This is a genomic window from Stenotrophomonas sp. ASS1, from assembly GCF_004346925.1.
Classification (GTDB): Bacteria; Pseudomonadota; Gammaproteobacteria; order Xanthomonadales; family Xanthomonadaceae; genus Stenotrophomonas; species Stenotrophomonas maltophilia_A.
This window is the reverse complement of the sequence record NZ_CP031167.1, coordinates 2,817,872-2,840,482: the sequence shown is the minus strand read 5'-3', so window position 1 is coordinate 2,840,482 and position 22,611 is coordinate 2,817,872. Positions and strand designations below refer to the sequence as shown.

Below are 22,611 nucleotides of genomic sequence, written 5' to 3'. Positions count from 1 at the left end.
GCGTTCCTTGCAGATTGAAGGCTGACCCTAGGGCCAGCCGGATGAAGCAGAGGTTAAGCGTAATCGAGGCATCCGAATGCGTTACAAAAGGTGAACGGGTGCGCATTCTTCACTTGACCATTCCGCGCGCGATGTCAGCATCGGGTCCATGGAGCATCAACTTCGCGTGTGACCTTCAACAGGAGGCCGTCATGCAACAACTGCGCAGCTGTCACGCTTTAACCTGCATGCAATGCAACGCGTGGTGTTGACCCTGGTCTGATACGGCCACTTTGCCGGCACGGATGGCCGCCACCCACAGCATCTGCCACTGTTCACCCGATGCGGTCCCGGCATGCTCTTGCCGGCCCTGCAATACAGACATACGCCCGCCAGATTGTCCTCTGCGTTGCCCGATGGCCTTCGCAGCGCGGAGGCTGGCTTGTCCATGATGATCCTGCAGGCTTTGGAGGTGCACCGATGAGCGACCAATACGAACGAATGCTGCCGGCCCTGGACGATGCCAAGGTCGAGGAAATGATCGGAAAACTGGTGCTGGTCGGGGTGACCCGCTACGGCGGCGACGGCCAGGTGCAGGGACTGGAGCAGTACGCGGGAACGGTGCTGCGCATCAGTGCCGATGAAGGCGTGGTGCTGGCCGACGAGAATGATGGCCACGAGCGTTACCTGCCGCCGATGCTCGACCAGTACCTGCCGGCCCAGCCGGGCGAGTACCGGATGAGCAACAGCGGCATGATCGTGGTCGACCCGGACTATCTCACCGCCTGGGACCTGCACGCCCAGCAGTAGTGCCAGGCCATGCCTGGCAGGTGCCGGCAGCTCCCCGGCACCTGCCGGAGCTGCACTTTGCCCCATCCGGCCACTAGCCCTTCCGGCCCATTCACGACAACCCCTGCGGTGCTAGATTCGGGGCCATGCCCGATTCCGGGTACCCATTCACACCCCAGGGGATAAGGATGCTGATCCGTCGAACCTCTCTGGCAGCGGCCGTTGCCGTTGCCACCGTCGGCCTGCTGGCCGCTGGCCCGGCGCTTGCCGATTACGCGAAGCCGCCGGAGCACCTGCTCAAGGTGCTGAAGGCACCGCCGCCGCCAGCACCGAACGTGGCCCCGGGCGGCCAGCGCCTGCTGCTGACCACCGCGCAGACCTACCCGTCGATCAGCCGCGTCGCCCAGCCGTACCTGAAGCTGGCCGGCGTGCGCCTGGAGCCGAAGAACCGCAGTCGGCATGACACCCCCGGCGGCTACGGTATTCCGGCCTGCGTGGCCGACTTCACCCTGGTCGATATCGGCAGCGGCAAGGAGACCAAGGTCAACCTGCCGCAGGGCTGCGCCACCGGCGCGCTGTGGTCGGCCGATGGCAGCCACTTCGCCTTCCAGAATGCGGTCGATACCAGCGTGCAGCTGTGGGTGGGCGATGCGGCCACCGGCCAGGTGAAGCAGGTGCCGAACGTGCAGCTGAATCCGATCTTCGGCTACACCGTGCAGTGGCTGGGTGGCAGCCAGAACCTGCTGGTGAAACTGGTGCCGGCCAATCAGGGTCCGGCGCCGTCCAACGGTGGCGTGCCGACCGGTCCGGATGCGCAGGAATCGCTGGGCAGCAGTGGCGAGAGCAGCACCTACGAAGCCCGCGACACGCTGACCAGCGTGCATGATGAAAAGCTGTTCGCCTACTACGGCGCTTCGCAGCTGGCCGTGGTCGATACCGCCGCGGGCAGCGTGCGCCCGGTGGGGCAGCCTGCGCTGTTCAACGAGGTCAGCGCCGCGCCCGATGGCGTGCACGTGCTGACCGAATCGATCAAGGCGCCGTACTCACATGCGGTGACCTACCAGCGCTTCGCCAACGACGTGGCCGTACTGGACGTGAGCAATGGCCGTAGCACGCCGATCGCCAGCCTGCCGCTGGCGGATCGCGTGCCGGTGCACGGCGTACCGGAAGGCCCGCGCGGTTTCGACTGGCGAGCCACCGATCCGGCGACCCTGGTCTATGCCGAAGCGCTGGACAAGGGCGACTGGAAGGTCAGCGTGCCGCACCGTGACCGCGTGCTGATGCTGAAGGCCCCGTTCAACGGCAAGCCGACCGAGATCACCCGTACCGCGCAGCGATTCGAGGGCTTCGCGTGGACCGCCGATCCGGCCGTAGCCTTCCAGTACGAGAACGACGAGAACCGCCACTGGATGCAGACCCGCATCGTCGATGTGGACCAGCCGAAGAAGGAAGGCCGCCTGCTGTGGGACATGTCCAGCGACGAGCTGTACGCCAACCCCGGCAACCTGGTGTTCACCCGTCTGCCGAATGGTGCGCAGGTCGTGCGCCGTGAGGGCAACCACGTGTTCCTCAGCGGCCGTGGCGCCTCGCCGCAGGGCGATCGTCCGTTCCTCGACCGCCTGGACCTGGGCACGCTGAAGAGCGAGCGCCTGTTCCGTAGCAGTGCCGACGCCTACGAACAGTTCCTCGGCTTCAGCAACACGCAGGGGCGCTACCTGACCTGGCACCAGTCGGTGATCGATCCGCCGAACGCCTTCATCCGCCAGCAGGGGGAGGCAGTGGCCGATGCGAAGGCCGGCGAGGCGCAGTTCGCGTCGACCACGACCGCGCTGACCAAGCTGGTCGACCCGACCCCGGAAGTGCGCCAGATCAAGAAGCAGCTGGTGACCTACAAGCGTGCCGACGGCGTGGACCTGTCGTTCACCCTGTATACGCCGCCGGGCTACAAGGAAGGCCAGCGCGTGCCGGCGATCCTGTACGCATACCCGGCCGACTTCGCCAATGCTGCGCAGGCCGGCCAGGTGTCCGGTTCGCAGCAGACCTTCACCCGTCTGCAGCCGTACCGCCTGATGCTGCTGGCCGGCTACGCGATCATCGACAACGCCTCGTTCCCGATCGTGGGCGACCCGAAGAACGCCTACGACACCTACCTGGAGCAGCTGGAAGCCGACGCCAAGGCAGCGGTGGACAAGGCCGTGGACATGGGCGTGGTCGACCGCAACCGCATCGGCGTGACCGGTCACAGCCATGGCGGCCTGATGACCGCCAACCTGATCGCGCACACCAACCTGTTCAAGGCCGGTGTGGCGACCAGCGGTTCGTACAACAAGACCTTTACCCCGTTCGGCTTCCAGAACGAGCGTCGCTCGGTATGGCAGGCGCAGGACGTGTACCTGAAGGCCTCGCCGTTCTTCTATGCCGACAAGATCAAGCTGCCGCTGCTGCTGGTGCACGGTGAGGACGATGCCAACCCGGGCACCGAACCGTTCCAGTCGCGCAAGCTGTACCAGGCCATTCGTGGCAACGGCGGTACCACCCGCCTGGTGATGCTGCCGAACGAACCGCACTGGTACACCGCGCTGGAGTCCAACGAGCAGCTGGTGTCGGAGATGCTGAACTGGTTCGACACCTACGTGAAGAACGCCAAGTAGCGTCGAGCGAGCTCGACTGCTTTGCACGAGGCCGCCTTCGGGCGGCCTTCCTGCATCCTGTAGAGCCGCGCCATGCTCGGCTGCTGTTCGACAGAGATAGGAAAGTCTCATGAAGGCATGGATGTTGGTACTGGCCACGTTGTTGGTTTCTCCCGTGGCAATGGCGGTGCAGCCCCCGATGAGCGTGCACGTGACGTACGACTGGTCTGGTTGGGGTTCTGTATCTGAGCGCTGGGTCATCCGGCGCGATGCCTATGGCTTGACCACCCGTGTACAGGTGGTTGATGCGCCCGACGTCCAGCCGCGTTTGCCGGAGCTTCTGCCGTTCGGGGCGCTGTCAGCGTTCGAGGCCGCGCTGCGGGCAGCACCGTTGACCAGGGACGCCACGGTGGATCTGATCACTTCGCAGCTGGACCGGCCCGCGATACTCAAGCTGGATCCGGAGCTGCGCAGCATGCCGCCGGCCAGATGTTCGTTTGCCCAGCAGCAGGCCTGGGCACGGCAAGCTCTGGCCGGGCAGGGTTTGCAGGAGCGCGTTGCAGAGCACTTCAACAGTCTCCGGACCGATGACTATCCCATCATGACCGTGGTCGTATCCCGGCTGGGCCACCCGGATACCGTCTTGGTGTCCACCTCCCAGCACACGATGATGCTGCCTTGGAAGCGCCTGTCGTCGGCGGACTTCGATCAGCAGGTTCTGGAAGGTGCTCAGGAAGAGTGGCGTCCGGCGTTGAGCGATGCATTGATGGGGCTGCTACCTGCGGGAGAACCCACACGCGAACGCTTCAAGATCGCTTGGTTTCAGAACAGATTACGCGGCGACCTTGCCTTGGAGGCGCTGCGTTGTGGAACCCTGCGCTAGGAAACGGCAGATTGATCATCCATGGATGCTCTGCAATCAACTGTGGAGACTCGGTAACGACGTGTTACCGGCACATTCGCATGCCACGCAAATGGTCTAGGCTGAACCTGATCGCTCGTTCCAGGTCGGTGCAATGAAAGCCATTCTCCTTGCTGCAACGTTGTCGTTGGCCCTGGTTTCAACGGCATATGCTCAGTCGTTTCCTGCTGAGCTGATGCAATTGGGCATTGTCGCCGGCATGCCTTACGCCAAGGCCAAGCGCCTGCTGGATGCTGCAGGCTGGCAGGCGAAACCTGCGCAGGGCGCGCCGGAGTCGCTGGAGGGCTTTCCGGAAGTCGGATGCCAGAAGGACGGAAAGCAGTGTGCGACGACCTTCGAAAAGGACGGTCAACAGATCGCGGTGCGGCTGGGCACTACCCTGGCAGGGCAGCCGTTCGTGCAGAGCGCTGACTGAGCACCCGCCCTCACGCCAGCGGTAGGCGGTCCTGCGCGTGGGATAACCCGTCATGCAGGTCGCGCACGTGCTCGGCCTTGGCATGCACCCGGGTGGTATCGCCGAAACTGCGTAGATAAGCGCAGGCTGCGAAGCCGGCGCTCTTCTTTTCGTACTCGGCAATCCAGGCCAATCGATCCGGGTTGTTGGCCTGTTCGGATGACCACGCGGCCACTGGCGGGCGGATGCGGTACTTCAGGCCGACGCGCCACGGCTTCGGTGTCAGTCGCGCACGGAAGCAATGCTGCAGCCGGCACATGCGCGCGTACAGGGTATCGGTGCCCAGTGCCTTGAAGAATGCCTGCAGCTGCTCGTCCTCCGGGGAGAACGTGGCATGCATCGCCAGTACGCGCAGTCCCGCGGGCGTCCGGTAGGCGCGCAGATGCCAGTGGGGGTGTTGTTCGCTGAAGGCTTCCACGCGTCGCAGCGCCAACCCCTCGGCGCCCCCGGCGGCGGCCAGCCGCTGCCTGCGGCGCATCAGCAATGCCGCATTGACCAGAACCACCGCCGCCACGCCCAGCACCAGTCCCACCAGCCAATGCCACAGCAGCGTGCCGGTGACGGCGCTGGCAAGCAGCACGACCGCCGCAACGATGGCCGGCATAACGCAGCCGGCTGGCGGCTGCGCATGGTCGATGTCGGCGAACAGTACGTCCGGGCTGTTGAGGCACAGTGCGCCATAGCTGTTGCGGGTGATGACGACGTCGCCGTCGCGCTGCACGATCTGCTCGCGGATCGGCACGCCTTCCACGCCGTAGTTGCTGCGCACTTCGCGACGCGGCAGCACCTGTCCGGCGAGGATGGCATTGAGGGCTTCATTGGCGCGGCGGTCGGCGTGCACCTGCGCCTCGGCAGGGCCTTCGTCGGACCAGCCGAAGCGGCGCACCACCACCGGCCGGCCACGGAAACGGGCCTGCAGGCGGGCTTCAGCCCAGTAGGCGGGAACGATCATCATCGCGGGGTGCTCTATCTTCCGTGGCAGGTGCCAACGCGAGTCTGGCACAGCGCCGGGGTGCCCGCATCTGCTTGCTGCGGCGGCCGGGCCGGAGTGATAGATTGCGCGCTTCGCATGCACTCCACCAAGGACGGAGCGATGTCCATGATCCTGCGCGGCCTGTTGGCCCTGGCCTGTGCCGGGGTGGTTGGCATGGCCACGGCGGCGGCACCGGCCGGGCCGCAGATTGTCACTGACGATGTCAGCCGTTTCTACGCGCTGTACGACAACGCAGGTGGCAAACCCAGCGTTGCGCAGTTGCGTGGCTACATGGCCGAGGGTTCGGCGGGCCTGGCCGAGCTGGCCAAGGCGCGCCGGGTCACCCCCGAGCGCATTGCCGAGTCCATCGCCAGCCAGCCGGAGCTGTATGTGCAGGGGCGAAGCTGCCTGGCCGAACTGCCGGCGGTGAAACAACGTCTGACGCAGGTGTTTTCCAACCTGCAGGCCATCTATCCGCAGGCTGCGTTTCCGCCGGTGACCATCGCCGTCGGCCGTGGTCGTCCGGTAGGGTTGACCTCGAAAAGCGGCGTGATCATCGGCCTGGAAGCGCTGTGCGCAGCCGATTTCATGAATCCCAATGTGCAGGACCGCTTCGTGCATGTGATCGCGCACGAGTACGTGCACATCCAGCAGACCGGCCTGACCGACTTCGAGCCGGGCGACCCGCATGCGACGGTGCTGCGTGTTTCGTTGGGCGAGGGCATTGCTGAGTTCATCGCCGAACTGATTTCCGGCAACGTCGGCAACGGGCGCCATGCGGCCTGGACCCGTGGTCGGGAAGTGCATATCGAAAGCGCATTCGCGCTGGATCTGGACAGCACCGATCTGTCGCCGTGGCTGTACAACTACAAGCCCGGTTCGCAGGAGCCCTATGACCTCGGGTACTGGGTGGGATACCGCATCGCCAAGGCCTATTACCTGCAGGCCAAGAACAAGCGTGACGCGGTGCGTGCGCTGATCCAGCAGGACAACCCGAAGGCGATCCTGGCCGCCAGCGGCTGGACGCCGGGTATGTGGATGCCGGCGAAAGTCACGGGTGTGGCGGCGCGTACGGCTGCACGCTGAGCACAGGGTGGGGCGTTAGACTGCTGAAGATGATTTCAGGAGTACCCGCATGCGTGGACCTGTTGAGCTTGCCACTGCCACTGTCGTGACGTTGGGCCTCGCGTTGGCTTCTCCGCTGGGCGCCGCTGAGGCCGTCGCAGTCAACCCGCTACTGCAGACGCCCATCGACCAGCTACGCCCCGACGAAGTGCGCTTCATGCAGCAGCGCCTGGCCGATTGGCCGGAGCTGCAACGCTATCGTGATGCCAATGCGCGCCTACCTGATGCGGTGCCCGGCCAGCCGCGCGTGGTGTTCTTCGGTGACTCCATCACCGAGGGCTGGGGCAGGGAGGGCAGTGCCGGTTTCTTCCCCGGCAAGGGCTGGCTCAACCGCGGCATCAGCGGCCAGACCACGGCGCAGATGCTGGTGCGTTTCCCGCAGGACGTGCTGGCACTGAAGCCACAGGTGGTGGTGATCCTGGCCGGCACCAACGACATTGCAGGCAACACCGGCCCGTCCACGCAGGCGATGATCGAAGACAACCTGCACGCGATGGTGAACCTGGCCCGTGCACATGGCATCGCCGTAGTGCTGGCATCAGTGCTGCCGGTCAGCGATTACCCGTGGCTGCCGGGCACAGCACCTGCGCCCAAGGTGCGTGCATTGAACACGGCATTGAAGCGCTATGCCGATGCACAGCAGCTGGTCTATCTGGACTACTACACGCCGATGGCCAATGCGATCGGCGGACTGGACCCGCAGTTGGCGGAGGACGGCGTGCATCCTACGGCGAAGGGCTATGCGGTGATGGCGCCGTTGGCCGAGTCGGCGGTCAAGCGCGCGCTGCAGCAGAAGTAGCTTCTGCGGGCAGACTCGCCAGCAACCACTCACAGAAACTGATCACTAGCGGATCGGCCGCGCTGTCCTCATGCACCAGCCAGCTCCAGCGCGGGCCGCGCACGCGTGCATCATCCAGGGCTTGCAGCAGGCCTTGTTCGCAGGCACGCGCGCTCAGCAGCTCGCTGACCAGTGCGATACCCAGCCCTTGGCACGCGGCATCCAGCAACTGCCCGGGCTCGGAGAAATTCATTCCCTCGCGGCGCTGGCCGACATCGGCGCCACCCTGCACCTGCCATTGGCTCCAGTCCATCTCGCGCTCGCCATGCAGGGTGAGGCGTTCGTGCGCCGGTGTGGCGAGCAGGGCCGGATGGCAGGCTGGATAGAGACGGTCCTGCAGCAGCACGCGGTGCTGGCACTGCGCCTGTGAGTCGAGGTCATCACGCACCGACACGTCCAGCGTCTGCGTGGTCATGTCTGGTGCTTCCTCGCTGGTCAGCAGCCATAGGTCGGCGTCGGGATGCAGGCGGTGGAACCCGGCCAGGCGTGGCACCAGCCAATGGCGGGCGAAGGCCGGGCTGGCGTTGACGATCAGTTGATTGGGCTTGCGGTACTGATCGAGCCGGCGGATGCCGCTGGCCAGCTGCCGCAGCAGCGCCTGCGTTGTTTCCAGCAGGTCGATGCCGGCATCGGTGAGGGTGACGCTGCGGCCCTGCCGGAAGAACAACGGCTGCTGCAGCGACGCTTCCAGGCCCCGGATCTGCTGGCTGATGGCCGACTGGGTCAGGTGCAGTTCCTCCGCCGCACGGTGGAAACTGCCCAGCCGGGCCGCAGCCTCGAAACCCCGCAGGGCGTTCAGTGGTGGCCAGTGCTTGAGCATTTCAGATAAGTAGAACTGTTCAATTGATGGCTGAATCTATCGTTTGTTCTTATGTATAGGCAAGCGCAGCATAGCGCCCATCCCACACCGGCCCTGGAGCCTGTCATGAGCAACCGTCGTCACTTCCTCACCCAACTGGCGGGCGCCGCCGGTCTTGGTGGCCTGGCCGCTCTGGGCCTGGCCGGGCTGCCGGGTCGCGTGGCTGCGGCGGCGCCGGGCGCAGCCACCTGGCGCATGCCCGATGAACATGGCCCACAGGAACGCGTGTTCCTTGCCTTCGCCGCGCAGCCGCGGGTGTGGGGCGCGCAAGCCGATGCGGTGAACACCGCCGTGGCGCGGTTGGCCCGTACCATCGCGCGCCACCAGCCGGTCAGCGTGCTGTGCCGCCCGGCGCAGTTGAAGCAGGCGCAGGATCGCTGTGGCCGCGACAACATCGAGTTCCTCGAGGTGCCGCTGGATGACATCTGGGTGCGCGACTATGGTGGGTGCTTCGTCACCGATGGCCAGGGCGGGCTGGGCCTGGTCGACTTCAACTTCAATGGCTGGGGCGGCAAGCAGAGCGCGCGCAACGATGGCGCGGTGGCGCCGTGGCTGGCGCAGGTGACTGGCGCGACGCTGCTGGAAAGCGATCTGGTGGGCGAGGGCGGTGGCATCGAAGTCGATGGCCATGGCACGGCCATCCTCACCGAAAGCTGCTGGGTCAACCGCAACCGCAATCCGGACTGGTCGCGCGCGGATATCGAGGCCGAGCTGGAGCATCACCTGGGCCTGCGCAAGGTGATCTGGCTGCCCGGCATCGCCGGCAAGGACATCACCGATGCGCACGTGGACTTCTATGCGCGCTTCGTACGCCCGGGCGTGGTGATCGCCAATCTGGACAACGATCCGGAGTCCTACGATTACGACCTGACCCGCGAGCATCTGCGGATCCTGCGCGGGGCCACCGATGACGATGGCCGTCGCCTGCAGGTGCATACGCTGCCGCCGCCGCAGGACGGGCGCGACAACGTGCATACGCGCGACAACGACGATCTGGCGATGGGCTACATCAACTACCTGCCGATCAACGGCGCAGTGGTCGCGCCGCAGTTCGGAGACGACGAAGCCGATGGATTCTGCCGCGAACTACTGGAAGACATGTATCCCGGCCGCGTGATCGAGCAGGTGGATATCGATGCCATCGCAGGCGGCGGTGGCGGCATCCATTGCGTGACCAAGAACATGCCGAAGGTGGGCTGACGCGCCTCAGGCGTCGTCCTGCTTCAATGCCGCATCGGCAGCCAGCAGCGCCTCGGCGGCCGCACTGAGCGGCGGCGACGGCGGGGCGACCACGCCGATCGATTCCATCATCTTCGGCATGCCCAGGAACTGCCGCGCGCGGCGGTCGTAGATACCGGTGACCAGCAGCGCGCGCGTGGCGATCTTCTGCTCGGTACCGATCAGCACGCGCTGCTCCATGATGCCGCGCGAACCGACCCAGCCGACCAGTCGCGTTTCCAGGGTGAAGCGCTGGAATGGCTTGAGTTCGCGGCGGAACTGGATGGTGCCGGCGCCGACGATCGGTGCCCACTTCTCGCGCAGCGCCACCCGGCCCAGGCCCATGCGCAGGATCAGGTCCAGCCGGCCCAGGTCGAAGATGTTCCAGTAGCGGCCGTTGGTCATGTGCAGGTTGCTGTCCAGGTCATTGGGCAGTACCCGGAACTGCAGCCGCGAGACCCCGAACGGGGCCTCCAGCTTGGGCCGGAACAGGCTGCACAGGAGCAGGTGGAGCAGGCGGAACCAGAGATTCATGGTTATGACGACTGTTATAGAATCGCCGGTACGCTAATCTATGACGACTGTCCTGGCAAGGAGCCTCCCGTGAGCCCGCGTCCCTCTGATGCGCCACAACGCGTGATTGATGCTGCGGCACAGATGCTGGCGCGCGTGGGTCTCAATGCCACCAGCATCCGTGAGGTCACCAAGCTGGCCGAGGCACCGCTGGGCTCCACCTATCACCACTTTCCCGGCGGCAAGCAGGAGCTGTTGGCGCGTGCCACCCATATGGCCGGCGACAAGGTCGAAGCGTTGTTGGTGGAGCTGCTGAAGGGCGGGGCGGTGCAGGGCCTGCAGCAGTTCCTGACGATGTGGCGCGAGCGCCTGCTGCGCACGGATTTCCGCGCCGGCTGCCCGGTGTTGGCCGCTGCGGTGGAGGAGCCGGTTGACGCGGTGCACAGCCAGCCGCGCGCGGCAGCTGCAGAGGTATTCGCACGCTGGCAGGGCCATCTGGCCGCAGCGTTCGTCGCCGACGGACACGATCCGGCCGCCGCAGGTGGGCTGGCCAGTCTGGTGATCGCCAGCGTGGAAGGTGCGGTGGCGATGTGCCGCGCTCTGCAGGACATCGCCCCGTTCGACCAGGTGGCCGCGCAGTTGTTGAAAGCCGCCGCGCGGCCTTGATCCGGCGGCACGGTCGCGGGAGACTCGGCGCAGGCCCTGACTGGACGCCGCCATGGACGAATCGCACTGCCGCCACCTGATTGAGCACTACCTGCAGGCCTACAACCGCTTCGACATCGACGCCATGCTGGCGGTGCTGGCGCATAACGTGCGATTCGAGAACCACAGCGGCAGCCAGCTGACGATGGTCACCGAAGGCATCGATGCCTTCGGCGAACTGGCACGGCAATCGGCGCCGTTGTTCCGCGAGCGCGAGCAGCGGTTGCTCGAGTTGACCTTCGAGGATGGCATGGCGCTGGCCAGGATCGGCTGGCGTGGCGTGTTCGCGCAGGACATTCCCGATGGTCCCAGTGCGGGCACGGAACTGGCCCTGCAGGGACGCAGCGAGTTCGCTTTTGAGGACGGTCGCATCGTGCGGATCATCGACCGCAGCTGAGGATCGATGGCATAGGCCCCTAGTCTGGACAGCGGCCCCGACCGGGGTCGAATCCGCGCAACACCACCCGCGCGTGCCCGGCAAGGATGTCTGCATGCTGCATCAGGCTCTTGAGCCCCCATGCTCCACGAGCTGTAGCGGCGTATGTGGATGGCCGAGCTCGGTTTTTCGCTCCTGGCCTACCCTGCGCTATGATCCGCGCCAAGGCCAAGGTATGTGGCCGGCTGTCAACCACCACTGACGAGGAAGAGCGCATGGATGTCGCTGCACACCGCAACAGGACGTTGTTTCGTTGGACCATGATGGTGCTGCTGGCGGTGTTGTTGCCGTTTGCAGCACTCGCGCAGCCCGCAGCCGGGCAGGCCGACATCACCGAAAATGCCACCACCACCGCTACGGAAGAGGCGCAATGCCGCGCCTGCACTTATGAGCGTATTGGGCCCAAGGTCGATATCGGCCTGGTAGCCCTGATTTCGCTGCTGGTGGTGGGCCTGCTGGTGGCGGTATCCCGCGAATGGGGTACCACCTCGCAGCGCTGGACCTGCCGAACGCTGGCCCTGCTGTTGGTGGGTTTCGGTGTGGCGTTGCTGTGGTGGGCTGGCAGCATCGTCTACCTGGGCTACAACCCGTGGCAGGAAATGGCTGCCCCCGTCGATGGCTCGCTCACATCGACACTGCTCACTACCTCACCGAAGTGGCTGGCGGCGATGGTGCTGATCGGCTTCGCGCCTTCCATCTGGAAACGCAGCGAGCGCCTGCCGGCGTGGCGCATCAGCTGACATTGAAACGGCGGCGCTGGATCACACCCGGCGCCGCCTGCGGTCATCAGTCAAAGCGCAAACGCACACCAGCGTAGATGCCACGGCCTTCGCCCGGCGTCGAGCGGGCAATATCCTTGCCGGCATCGTTGTAGCCTGGCGTGACCGTGGCGGCGTAGTGGCGGTTGCCGATGTTGCGCATCTCCGCCCAGGCCTGCCAGCGACCGCCGGGTGCGTCGTAGCCGATGCGGCTGCCGAAGATCACATGGCTGCCGGCCCAGTAGCTGTTGGCGTAGTCGACGGCGATGCGCGAGGCGTATTCGGTATTGAGCGCAGCGTACAGGCCGGACGCGTGATCGAAGCGCAGCTCGGCCTGGTAGGCGTGGCGCGGCAGGCCGGGCAGGCGGTTGCTGCCGAAACGCGCATCGTGGCGATAGCGGAAGTCGCTGAAGGTGTACGCCTGGCGCAGCGACACGCGGCCCGGTGCAGCCTGCCACAGCGTGCTGTCCAGCCCCGCTTCGATGCCGCGGTGCACGGTGGGGCTGGCGTTGTTCTCGGCGATGAACAGGTTCGGCACCGGTTGCAGTTCGACGCTCAGCAGTTCGTGGTTCACGTGCGCGTAGTAACCGGTCAGCTCCCAACGACCCAGCGCCGCGTCACCGCGCGCGCCCAGTTCCAGCGTGGTGGCGGTCTGGTTCTGCATCGGCACCGGCGTGCGCTGGCGTCCGGTGGACGGGCCATTGCCCGGCCCGAAGTACTGGTTCGAGCCCCAGATCATCGACCACGGGTGCGGTGCTTCCACCGAGCGGCTGAGGTTGCCGAACCACTGGGTCTGGGCGCTGTGCTGCCAGGTGAAGCCCAGTCGCGGCGCGTAGTCCCAGTCGTGGTCGCGCAGGCGGCCGCCGCTGCTCGGCCAGGTTACCTGCACATCGCGGCGGGTGTTGATCAGCGCCAGCCCGGTCTGCATGCGCAGGCGGTCATTGAAGGAGAGGGTGTTGCTGACGTGCAGGGTGCTGTCGGTGCCGTGGTGGCGGAAGTCACGTGTGCGCGTGTCGGCGGCATAGCCGTTGCTGGCAAAACGCAGCGACTCGCGCACATCGGCGTCCAGATCGTGGGTGACGCGCAGGCCGACCGTGGTTTCGCTGTCCAGTCCGAACAGCCGGTGGCGGTGGCGGTAGTCCAACGTGGCGTTGACGTTGGCGTAGTCCAGCTGCTGGCGGTACAGGCTCTCGTTCAAGTCCATCGGATACTTGTGGTAGACCAGCCCGGCCTGCAGCGAGGAGTCCTCATCGATCTGCAGCGTGGTGACATTGCCCACCCACGTGCTGCCGGGCTGCGGGCGACGTGCATCGATGGCCAGGTTGGCGGCATTCGCGGCACGCGGATCGTTGCGGATCTGATCGCGGGTCAGGCGACCGGGCGTTTCGTGATTGGTCTCGCGGTAGCGCACGAAGAAGCGCGTCTGCAGATCGGGCGTGATCTGCCAGCCGATGTTGGCCATCGCGCCCTTGCCGTCGCCGCGCGCATGGCGCTGGTAACCGTCGAATTCGGTATCGGTGTAGGCCAGGAAGTAGTCGACATCACCACTGACGCCGCCCCAGCTGATGCCGCGCTTCTGGTAGCCACGGCTGCCGGCTTCGTAGTGCAGCTGCAGGCCCGCCGAATCACGACCGCTGCGGCTGACGTAGTCGATGGCACCGCCCAGCGCCAGCGCGCCGCGCTCGAAGCCGTTGGCGCCGCGCAGGACTTCCACGCGCGACAGCCACAGCGGTTCCAGCAGCTCGTAGGGCGTGCCGCCCGGGCCGGTCAGTGGCAGACCGTCGATCGACACCGCAATGCCCGAGGCGTGCGCGCCCGGGCCCCGGTTGATGCCCGAGCCACGGATCGAGATCTTGGTGCCCTCGTTGCCCGGCGACTGCGCGCTGATGCCCGGTTGATAGGCCAGCACATCGGCACTGCTGGACAAGCGGCTGTCGGCCTTGGCCACGTCGATGACATTGCTGGCGCCGGGCACGCGCTTCAGCGCCGCGCGCGCCTGCGCGCTGGCATCGGCAGCGGCGGTGACCTGCACGGCATCCAGCGTGGTGGCCTGCGGGGCCGCAGCGGCGGTGGAGGAGAGGCAGAGGGAAACGGCCAGGAACAGCAGCGACGGGGTGGGGCGGTACGGCGAGAGCGACATGCGGGAATGCTGTAAACCAAGAAAGTGGCGCGCAAGTTAACAGGTCGGCGACGTCACGTCACCCATCGGCGGCGTATGGCCGCCCGCGCTCCTTGTAGAGTCGAGATCCTATGTTCGTGGTCAAGCCTGCTGGAAGCAGGCTTGACCCACCTTCAGCATGGCCGGATCGAAGTCCCGGCCGCTTTTGAAGACACCCCAGGCGATCCTGGCCAGCTTTCTGGCCAGGATGTTGAAGACGGCGGTGCTGGGGTGACCGCGTTTTGACAGCTCGTCGTAGAGCGGTTGCCCCCGACGACACCGCTTGAGCCCCATGGCGGCCATGTAGAGCATCTGGCGCAGCACTGGCGCGCCCTGTTTGGACAGCCGACGCCGTCCCGTTCTTCCGCCAGACTCGTTGGGCCGGGGATCCAGGCCGGTGCAGGCGATCCACGCGTTGGCGTTGGCCAACGGCCAGCGCGTCATGTAGTAGATCAGGTGAGCGGCGACAGCGGGGCCGATACCAGGGATGGTCAACAGGCGCTTGTAGAGCGTGCCATGCTCTCCATCGCGAGCCAAGCGCTGCAGTTCGCTTTCCAGCTCGGACAGCGTCCCAGCCAGAGCGCAGAACAGATCTGACAGCTCCCCGGGGGCACTTTTGCTTACCCCGAAGGATTGCTCCAGGCGCGCGCGTGTCTTTACCAGCGTCTGCCGCTTGCGCAGCAAATCGTGCATCTGCTGCTGCTCGTCGGTACGCGGTACGTATTCACGCAGGCGATCGTTCTCCTTCTTCACGTACCGGGCGATCGCTTCGGCGTCCATGGCGTCCGTCTTGCCACGCGAGCCCGTCGCCCGGCCGTAGTGCTTGATCAGACGTGGATTGATCACATAGACAACGTGGCCTGCCTGGCCAGCCATCCGAGCCAACAACTCGTAGTACCGCCCCGTCGCCTCCATGCCAATCCGGCATCGCTGGGGCAAGGTGTTGAGCCACTGGGCTATGCCGGCCCGGGTGTTGGCGATCCTGTCGCCGGCCTTGCGGTCGGCCACTGCCGGTACGAACTCCTTGGAGTCCACGTCCACGCCAATATCGAGAGAATCAGACATTTGTACGGCTCCCAGCTATCTTTAAGGGGCTGGGGTGGTACCGCACCGACGTTAGCTTGCCTACATCGACGATCCCCTTTGGGGGCCGTACGATCCTTTATCGACGTTCGTGTGCGGGATGGGGATCGCTCGACTCGTCTGTCGGCTAGTATCCGCAGATGCATGCTTGACGGTCCCTCCACCCTGGCTCCTACATACCTCGTAGGAGCCGGGAGGAACATACAAGCTTGCTCGACTGTCTTTCGCTTTCTGTAGAGTCGAGCCGTGCTCGACTTTCTCTGTGTCGCGGAGTCGAGCACGGCTCGACTCTACAGAGCCGGCTTCGCCAGCGCCTTGGCCTTCGCGTACAGCGCCTTGGCAATCTCTGCATCGCCCAGCGCCGCATGGCACTCGGCCAGGCTGTCCCACGCGTTGGCCGAATCCGGATACAGCTCGGCGTTGAGCGCGAACACTTTCAGTGCCTTGCTGGCACCCAGACTCTCGCGGATGGCATAGCCATCGGCATTGATCGCACGTTCCAGTTCGCCGGTGGGAACGCCGTTGCTGACGCGCAGCCAGCTACGCACTGCTTCGGCCGCGCCAGCGCTGTCATCCAGCGCATACGCGATCAGCCGCTCGGACAGCACCGCATGCGGGAACTCCCGCGGTGCGGCGACCGCCATCGTGCTCTCCACCAGCGTGCTCGACCAGACATTGCGGGCGCTGCCGTTGGTCAGGTACACGAATACCCAGTAACCGCTGGCCAGCGTGCCCTTGTAGGCCAGCCGTGCCCGCACGCGGGTGCCACCATCGTGGCCGACCTGGGTGTAGCCGTCGCTGCGAGTGGTGTCCCAACCGGTGGAGAAGAAATTGCTGCCGCCGCCGCTCAGCTTCTGCGGCTGCCAGAGCGTTTCCAGCGTGGACGTGCGCAGCAGCTTGCCGGTCGCCAGCGCCTGCAGGAAACGGTTCATGTCGCCCACGGTGGTCTGCAGGTCGGCGTGGCCCCAACCGTAGTTCGGCCAGGGGTCTTCATTGGCCGGCTGCAGTTGGCCGTCCTTGCCGATGTAAGGCACCGCCGCGCGCGTGGCTGGCACGCTGGTGACGCCCCATGAGGTGCTGGTCATCTTCAGCGGTTGCAGGATGCGTTCGCGCGCGATGGCCGGGTAGGGCTTGCCGTAATGCGCTTCCAGCAAGGCGGTCAGCACCAGGTAGTTGGCCTGCGTGTACTGCACTCGGCTGCCGGTGACGAACTGCATCGGTGTCGCGCCGGCCACCTTCAGTGCAGCGCCAAGGTTAGGCGCCACTCCGGTGTAGCCCTTGCTCACCCAGCGGTTGTCCACCCGGTCGTAATACTCGCCGATACCCGAGCTGTGGTTGAGGAAATCGCGTACGTGAATTGCCTGCCATGCCGTCGGTAGGTCCGGAACATAACGGCTGGCCGGTGCGTCCAGATCCACCTTGCCCTGGTCGACCAGCTGCATCACCAGTGTGCTGGTCAGCAGCTTGGCCATGGATTGCGCGGCGAAGATGGTATCGACAGTGGCAGGCACATGGGCAGCGGGATCGCGTTCGCCGCTGGCGCCCTGGTAGAGCACCTGGCCATTGTGCGCGACCAGTACCGCCTGGCCGGCGATGCCGTAGCGCTCGCGGTTGGCCTGCAGTTGGGTGTCGAGCTGATTGGAAAGATCGCCAGGGGACTCACGCGCCGAAGCGATCGGAGCAGCGAACAGGGCGCAGAGCAATGCAGCAGCAAAGGTGCGGTACATCGCGGTGATCCGTCAGCGGTGATGGCGCATGTTGGTCACGGCGGGAGAGCGGGTCAAGGGCACCGATTCCCGCATCAGGGAGAGCCGGCCAGCGGCCGGCACTACCCTACGCTTCCGGTAGTGCCGGCCGCTGGCCGGCACCCCTGCGATCAGCCCAGGATTCCTGGCAGATCCAGCCCCTTTTCCTTCGCGCAGTCGATCGCGATTTCATAGCCTGCATCGGCATGGCGCATCACGCCTGTGGCCGGGTCGTTCCACAGCACGCGGCCAATCCGCTTGGCCGCGGCCTCGGTGCCGTCGCAGACGATCACCATGCCGGCGTGTTGCGAGAAGCCCATGCCGACGCCGCCACCGTGGTGCAGCGATACCCAGGTCGCGCCGCTGGCGGTGTTGAGCAGGGCGTTCAGCAGCGGCCAGTCGGAGACCGCATCCGAACCGTCGGCCATCGCTTCGGTTTCGCGGTTCGGCGATGCCACGCTGCCGCTGTCCAGATGATCGCGGCCGATCACCACCGGTGCCTTCAGCTCGCCGTTGGCGACCATCTCGTTGAACGCCAGGCCGAGTCGATCGCGATCACCCAGGCCGACCCAGCAGATGCGCGCCGGCAGGCCCTGGAACTTGATCTTCTCGGCAGCCATGTCCAGCCAGCGGTGCAGGTGCGGGTTGTCCGGAATCAGTTCCTTCACCTTGGCGTCGGTCTTGGCAATGTCTTCCGGGTCGCCGCTCAATGCGGCCCAGCGGAACGGGCCGATGCCGCGGCAGAACAGCGGACGGATGTAGGCCGGCACGAAACCCGGGAAGTCGAACGCGTTCTCCACGCCTTCTTCCAGCGCCATCTGTCGCAGGTTGTTGCCGTAGTCCACGGTCGGCACGCCCAGTGCGTGGAAGCCGAGCATGGCGCGGATGTGGTTGGCCATCGATGCGCGTGCAGCCTTCTCCACTTCCTTGGGGGCGGAGACACGTTTCTCATCCCACTGCTCGACCGTCCAGCCCTGCGGCAGGTAGCCGTTCACCGGGTCGTGCGCGGAGGTCTGATCGGTCAGCAGGTCCGGCTTCACGCCGCGCTTGAGCAGTTCAGCCAGTACGTCGGCGACGTTGCCGAGCAGGCCCACCGACTTCGGCGTACCGGCCTTGCACGATTCATCGATCAGCCGCAGCGCTTCGTCCAGGTTGTCGGTCCAGGTGTCCAGGTAGCCGGTGCGCAGGCGCATGTCGATGCTGCTCTTGCGGCACTCGACGGCCAGGCAGGACGCGCCGGCCATTACGGCAGCCAGCGGCTGCGCGCCGCCCATGCCGCCCAGGCCGCCGGTGAACAGCCACTTGCCGGTCAGGTCGCCACCGAAATGCTGGCGGCCCATCTCCACGAAGGTCTCGTAGGTGCCCTGCACGATGCCCTGCGCGCCGATGTAGATCCAGCTGCCGGCGGTCATCTGGCCGTACATGGCCAGGCCCCTCTTATCCAGTTCGTTGAAGTGGTCCCAGTTGGCCCAGCGTGGCACCAGATTGGAATTGGCGATCAGCACGCGCGGTGCATCAGCGTGGGTGCGGAACACGCCCACCGGCTTGCCCGACTGCACCAGCAGGGTCTGGTCATCGTCCAGGCGCTTGAGCGTCTCGACGATGGCATCGAAGCTCTCCCAGTCGCGCGCGGCACGGCCGATGCCGCCGTACACCACCAGTTCCTGCGGCCGTTCGGCCACGTCCGGGTGCAGGTTGTTCATCAGCATGCGCAGCGGCGCTTCGGTCAGCCAGCTCTTGGCGTTGAGCGTGGTGCCGGTCGGCGCGGCAATGGTGCGGGTCGGGTCGTTGCGGGTCATGCGGCGCTCCGGTTCGTTGCGAATTCAAGGCAGGCGTTGAGCACCTGCGCCAGGGTGTGGCGCAGCGGTGCGGCGTGGTCGGGGTCGAGCGGGGTGGGCCAGCTGTGCTCGTCCACCTGGTCCGGCAGGGGTTCGTGCATGTAGCCGCGGCAGGCCAGTTCCATCTGCAGGCTGTGCACGCCGCCGGCGACGTTGCTGTAGTGGCGGGTGATCCAGCCGCCCTTGAAGCGGCCGTTACGCACCTGGCTCATGCCACTGATCTTCAGCAGGTTCTCCACCACATCGCTCAGCGCGTTGTCGCAGGAGGTGTCCGGAGCACCGGAGGGACCGGCGGTGCCCAGGTTGAACTGCGGCAGCTCGCCGTCGAACAGGTGCGGGATATGCGAGCGGATCGAGTGCGCGTCGTACACCACGACAGTGCCGAACTTCGCGCGCAGGCGCGTGATCTGTGCGGCCAGCGCATCGTGGTAGGGCAGGAAATACGTGTCGCGGCGGCGCGCAATTTCCACGTCATCCGGTTCGCGGCCGGCGTGGTACAGCGGCTGGTTGTCGAAGGTGGTGAGCGGGCACAGGCCGGTGGTGTTCTGGCCCGGGTACAGCGACACGCCGCTGGGATCGCGGTTGAGGTCGATCACCGAGCGCGAGATCGCCGAGCGCACCGTGGTCGCGCCCATGCCGCGCACGAAATCGTACAGTTCGTGCACCCACCAGTCGGCATCGCGGCGGGCCAGCCACGGCGAGTGGTAGTCGCCGATCAGGTCGTGCGGCAGCTCGCTGCCGGTATGCGGGAAGCTGACGATCAACGGGGCATCGCCTTCGTGCACCGTCAGCCATTCGGGATGGGTATTCATGCCTGCGGTTCCACGGTTGGCAGCAGGTCGGTCAGGCCCTGCGCCAGCGCGCCACTGCGCACCAGATGGGTGGCGGTAACCATGTCCGGATGGAAGTAGCGGTCTTCTTCCAGCGTCGGCACCTGCGCACGCAGGGTGGCGCGCACGGTTTCCAGCGCGGCGCTGGAGCGCAGCGGGGCGTGGAAGTCGCAGCCCTGCGCGGCGGCCAGCAGCTCGATGCCGATCACGTTGGCGGCGTTCTCGGCCATCTGCATCAGGCGGCGCGCACCGTGTGCGGCCATCGACACATGGTCTTCCTGATTGGCCGAGGTCGGGATCGAATCGACGCTGGCCGGGTAGGCGCGCTGCTTGTTTTCCGAGACCAGCGCGGCGGCGGTCACCTGCGGAATCATGAAGCCGGAATTCAGGCCCGGGCGTGGGGTCAGGAACGCCGGCAGGCCGGACAGCGCCGGGTCCACCAGCATCGCCAGGCGGCGCTCGCTGATCGAACCGATCTCGCACACCGCCATCGCCAGCATGTCGGCGGCGAAGGCGACCGGCTCGGCGTGGAAGTTGCCGCCTGACAGTGCCTCGCCGGTGTCGGTGAACACCAGCGGATTGTCGGACACGCCGTTGGCTTCGATTTCCAGCGTGGTCGCGGCCTGGCGCAGGATGTCCAGCGCCGCGCCCATCACCTGCGGCTGGCAGCGCAGGCAGTACGGGTCCTGCACGCGCACGTCGTTGTCACGGTGCGACTCGCGGATGTCCGAGCCCTGCATCAGCGCGCGCAGGGTGGCGGCGGTGGCGATCTGCCCGCGCTGGCCGCGGATCGCGTGGATGCGCGGGTCGAAGGGCGTGTCGGAACCCTTGGCAGCTTCCACCGACAGCGCGCCGGTGATCAACGCGGCCTGGAACACGGTCTCGATCTCGAACAGGCCGGCCAGCGCATAGGCGGTGGAGAACTGGGTGCCGTTGAGCAGGGCCAGGCCTTCCTTCGCGCCCAGCTCGATCGGTTGCAGGCCGACACGTGCCAGTGCGTCGACCGCCGGTAGGCGTTCGTCACCGATGAAGGCTTCACCCACGCCCAGCATCACGCTGGCCAGGTGCGAGAGCGGCGCCAGGTCACCCGAGGCACCCACCGAGCCCTGTGCGGGCACCACCGGCAGCACGCCCTTGACCAGCATTGCTTCCAGCAGCAGCAGGGTTTCCTCGCGGATGCCCGAAGCACCCTGCGCCAGGCTGACCAGCTTCAGCGCCATCATCAGACGCACCACGCTGGCCGGCATCGGCTCGCCCACACCGGCCGCATGCGAAAGCACGATGTTCCGCTGCAGGGTAGCCAGGTCTTCGCGCTCGATGCGCACGCTGGCCAGCTTGCCGAAGCCGGTGTTGATGCCATACACCGGCGCGCCCTTGGCGACGATGGCGGCGACGGCCGCCGCACTGGCGCGCACCACCGGCAGCGCGGCCGGGTCCAGTGCAAGCGGCGCACCACGATAGACCTGCCGCCACTGGGCGAGAGTGACATGGCCGGGGCGAAGAACCAGGGTGTTGCTCATGTGTTGCTCCAGGAGGCAGGCAGGTCGGGCTGTCCGCGCACCACGCGCGCGTGCAGCGGGTTGAATCCAATGCGATAGACCAGGTCGGCGGGGGCGTCGATGTCCCAGATCGCCAGGTCGCAGTCCAGGCCCACGGCCAGGCGGCCGATTCGGTCGCCACGGCCCAATGCGCGCGCCGCCTCACGGGTGAAGCCGGCGATGCATTCGTCCACGGTCAGGCGGAACAGGGTCGCGCCCATGTTCATCGCCAGCAGCGGGCTGGTCAGTGGCGAGGTACCGGGGTTGCTGTCGGTGGCCAGCGCCAACGGCACGCCGGCCGCACGCAGCGCCGCGATCGGTGGCAGGGTGGTATCGCGGGTGAAATAGAAGGCACCGGGCAGCAGCACCGCCACGGTCCCGGCCGCGGCCATCGCGGCGATGCCGGCATCGTCCAGGTGTTCGATATGGTCGGCCGAGAGTGCACCGAAGCTGGCGGCCAGTTCGGCGCCATGCTGGTTGCTCAGCTGCTCGGCGTGGATCTTCACCGCCAGCCCGTTGGCGCGCGCCGCTTCGAAGACCTGCCGCGCCTGCGCCGGCGAGAAGGCGATGTTCTCGCAGAACACATCCACCGCTTCGGCCAGGCCTTCGGCGGCGATGGCCGGAATCATCACGTTGCACACCTCGTCGGTGTATTCCTGTGCTTCGCGGCCCGGCGGAATCGCGTGTGCGCCGAGGAAGGTGGTCACCACGTTGACCCGGCATTCCTCGCCCAGCGCACGCGCCACCTGCAGCTGTTTGCGCTCGTCGGGCAGGGTCAGGCCGTAGCCGGATTTGATCTCGAGGGTGGTCACGCCCTCGGCGCGCATCGCCAACAGGCGCGGCCGGCTTTCGCGGGCCAGCTGTTCCGGCGTGGCGGCGCGGGTGGCGCGCACGGTGGAGACGATGCCGCCGCCGGCACGGGCGATGTCGGCATAGCTGACGCCCTGCAGGCGCTGCTCGAACTCGTTGGCGCGGTTGCCGGCGTAGACCAGGTGGGTGTGGCAGTCGATCAGTCCGGGCGAAATCCAGCGGCCTTCGCCGTCGATGCGGGTGGTCGGCTGCAGGTGGGCATCGCTGCCGGCCGCGCCGACATGGACGATGCGGCCGTTGGCGCAGGCCAGTACGCCATCGCGGATGACACCCAGCCCCTCGCCATCGAGGGTGATCAGGTGAACGTTGGACCAGAGGGTATCGACGTGCATGGCATCCACAACGCGGCT

Annotated in this window: 20 protein-coding genes; 10 read left to right on the top strand and 10 right to left on the bottom strand. The window is 66.2% G+C overall.

Annotated features, from left to right (window positions below; translation table 11 throughout):
* Positions 1-459 precede the first annotated feature (459 nt).
* The 4 genes from MG068_RS13335 to MG068_RS13320 all read left to right on the top strand — a co-directional run bounded on the left by MG068_RS13335 (position 460) and on the right by MG068_RS13320 (position 4,735).
* Positions 460-789 carry a hypothetical protein gene (locus MG068_RS13335; RefSeq protein WP_006376346.1) on the top strand — a complete coding sequence of 110 codons (330 nt, stop codon included), beginning with the start codon at positions 460-462 and terminating at the stop codon, positions 787-789.
* Positions 790-956: 167 nt separating this feature from the next.
* Positions 957-3,419: a S9 family peptidase gene (locus tag MG068_RS13330; protein WP_132810444.1), complete on the top strand. Its 2,463-nt coding sequence runs from the start codon at positions 957-959 to the stop codon at positions 3,417-3,419.
* A gap of 109 nt (positions 3,420-3,528) precedes the next feature.
* Positions 3,529-4,281 carry a hypothetical protein gene (locus tag MG068_RS13325; RefSeq protein ID WP_132810443.1) on the top strand — a complete coding sequence of 251 codons (753 nt, stop codon included), beginning with the start codon at positions 3,529-3,531 and terminating at the stop codon, positions 4,279-4,281.
* A 133-nt stretch (positions 4,282-4,414) separates the two neighbouring features.
* Positions 4,415-4,735 (top strand): hypothetical protein, encoded by a 321-nt coding sequence (locus MG068_RS13320; protein ID WP_132810442.1) that lies wholly within the window; start codon positions 4,415-4,417, stop codon positions 4,733-4,735.
* 10 nt (positions 4,736-4,745) lie between these two features.
* On the opposite strand, the gene MG068_RS13315 is transcribed toward MG068_RS13320, so the two are convergent.
* The gene (locus MG068_RS13315) at positions 4,746-5,729 is read right to left on the bottom strand and encodes a hypothetical protein (RefSeq protein WP_132810441.1); all 984 of its coding nucleotides are present in this window, start codon (positions 5,727-5,729) and stop codon (positions 4,746-4,748) included.
* Between the two features lie 138 nt (positions 5,730-5,867).
* On the opposite strand from MG068_RS13315, the gene MG068_RS13310 reads away from it, so the two are divergent.
* Both MG068_RS13310 and MG068_RS13305 read left to right on the top strand, forming a co-directional pair.
* On the top strand, positions 5,868-6,833 hold the full coding sequence (locus MG068_RS13310) for a DUF2268 domain-containing putative Zn-dependent protease (RefSeq protein WP_032127700.1): 966 nt from the start codon (positions 5,868-5,870) through the stop codon (positions 6,831-6,833).
* Positions 6,834-6,882: 49 nt separating this feature from the next.
* Entirely contained in the window at positions 6,883-7,671 is a 789-nt protein-coding gene (locus tag MG068_RS13305) for an SGNH/GDSL hydrolase family protein (protein ID WP_132810440.1), read from the top strand.
* On the opposite strand, the gene MG068_RS13300 is transcribed toward MG068_RS13305, so the two are convergent.
* Positions 7,646-8,530, bottom strand: a complete 885-nt coding sequence (locus MG068_RS13300) for a LysR family transcriptional regulator (RefSeq protein WP_132810439.1) — start codon at positions 8,528-8,530, stop codon at positions 7,646-7,648. The two genes, MG068_RS13305 and MG068_RS13300, sit on opposite strands and share 26 nt — an antisense overlap.
* A 105-nt stretch (positions 8,531-8,635) precedes the next feature.
* Here MG068_RS13300 and MG068_RS13295 point away from each other — a divergent pair, with 105 nt between their 5' ends.
* Positions 8,636-9,769: an agmatine deiminase family protein gene (locus tag MG068_RS13295; protein WP_132810438.1), complete on the top strand. Its 1,134-nt coding sequence runs from the start codon at positions 8,636-8,638 to the stop codon at positions 9,767-9,769.
* A gap of 6 nt (positions 9,770-9,775) precedes the next feature.
* Here the strand turns inward: MG068_RS13295 and MG068_RS13290 are convergent, their stop codons facing one another.
* Positions 9,776-10,321 (bottom strand): thioesterase family protein, encoded by a 546-nt coding sequence (locus MG068_RS13290; RefSeq protein WP_132810437.1) that lies wholly within the window; start codon positions 10,319-10,321, stop codon positions 9,776-9,778.
* 69 nt (positions 10,322-10,390) lie between these two features.
* Here MG068_RS13290 and MG068_RS13285 point away from each other — a divergent pair, with 69 nt between their 5' ends.
* The 3 genes from MG068_RS13285 (at position 10,391) to MG068_RS13275 (ending at position 12,181) form a co-directional block, all read left to right on the top strand.
* On the top strand, positions 10,391-10,966 hold the full coding sequence (locus MG068_RS13285; RefSeq protein WP_049422101.1) for a TetR/AcrR family transcriptional regulator: 576 nt from the start codon (positions 10,391-10,393) through the stop codon (positions 10,964-10,966).
* A gap of 52 nt (positions 10,967-11,018) precedes the next feature.
* Positions 11,019-11,402 (top strand): nuclear transport factor 2 family protein, encoded by a 384-nt coding sequence (locus tag MG068_RS13280; RefSeq protein WP_049463189.1) that lies wholly within the window; start codon positions 11,019-11,021, stop codon positions 11,400-11,402.
* Positions 11,403-11,656: 254 nt separating this feature from the next.
* The gene (locus MG068_RS13275) at positions 11,657-12,181 is read left to right on the top strand and encodes a hypothetical protein (RefSeq protein ID WP_132810436.1); all 525 of its coding nucleotides are present in this window, start codon (positions 11,657-11,659) and stop codon (positions 12,179-12,181) included.
* A gap of 46 nt (positions 12,182-12,227) precedes the next feature.
* On the opposite strand, the gene MG068_RS13270 is transcribed toward MG068_RS13275, so the two are convergent.
* The 7 genes from MG068_RS13270 to hutI form a co-directional block, all read right to left on the bottom strand.
* Positions 12,228-14,339: a TonB-dependent receptor family protein gene (locus tag MG068_RS13270; protein WP_132810435.1), complete on the bottom strand. Its 2,112-nt coding sequence runs from the start codon at positions 14,337-14,339 to the stop codon at positions 12,228-12,230.
* 120 nt (positions 14,340-14,459) lie between these two features.
* The gene (locus MG068_RS13265) at positions 14,460-15,422 is read right to left on the bottom strand and encodes an IS110 family transposase (RefSeq protein ID WP_132810434.1); all 963 of its coding nucleotides are present in this window, start codon (positions 15,420-15,422) and stop codon (positions 14,460-14,462) included.
* 308 nt (positions 15,423-15,730) lie between these two features.
* On the bottom strand, positions 15,731-17,167 hold the full coding sequence (locus MG068_RS13260) for a serine hydrolase domain-containing protein (protein WP_132810433.1): 1,437 nt from the start codon (positions 17,165-17,167) through the stop codon (positions 15,731-15,733).
* Positions 17,168-17,316: 149 nt separating this feature from the next.
* Positions 17,317-18,984, bottom strand: coding sequence for a urocanate hydratase (gene hutU / locus MG068_RS13255; protein WP_132810432.1), 1,668 nt, complete (start codon positions 18,982-18,984; stop codon positions 17,317-17,319).
* The gene (hutG, locus tag MG068_RS13250; protein WP_132810431.1) at positions 18,981-19,835 is read right to left on the bottom strand and encodes an N-formylglutamate deformylase; all 855 of its coding nucleotides are present in this window, start codon (positions 19,833-19,835) and stop codon (positions 18,981-18,983) included. The genes hutU and hutG overlap by 4 nt, the downstream gene beginning before the upstream one ends.
* Positions 19,832-21,373, bottom strand: a complete 1,542-nt coding sequence (gene hutH / locus MG068_RS13245; protein ID WP_132810430.1) for a histidine ammonia-lyase — start codon at positions 21,371-21,373, stop codon at positions 19,832-19,834. Before hutH ends, hutG begins: the two co-directional genes overlap by 4 nt.
* Positions 21,370-22,593: an imidazolonepropionase gene (gene hutI, locus MG068_RS13240; protein ID WP_132810429.1), complete on the bottom strand. Its 1,224-nt coding sequence runs from the start codon at positions 22,591-22,593 to the stop codon at positions 21,370-21,372. Before hutI ends, hutH begins: the two co-directional genes overlap by 4 nt.
* Between the last annotated feature and the right edge of the window lie 18 nt (positions 22,594-22,611).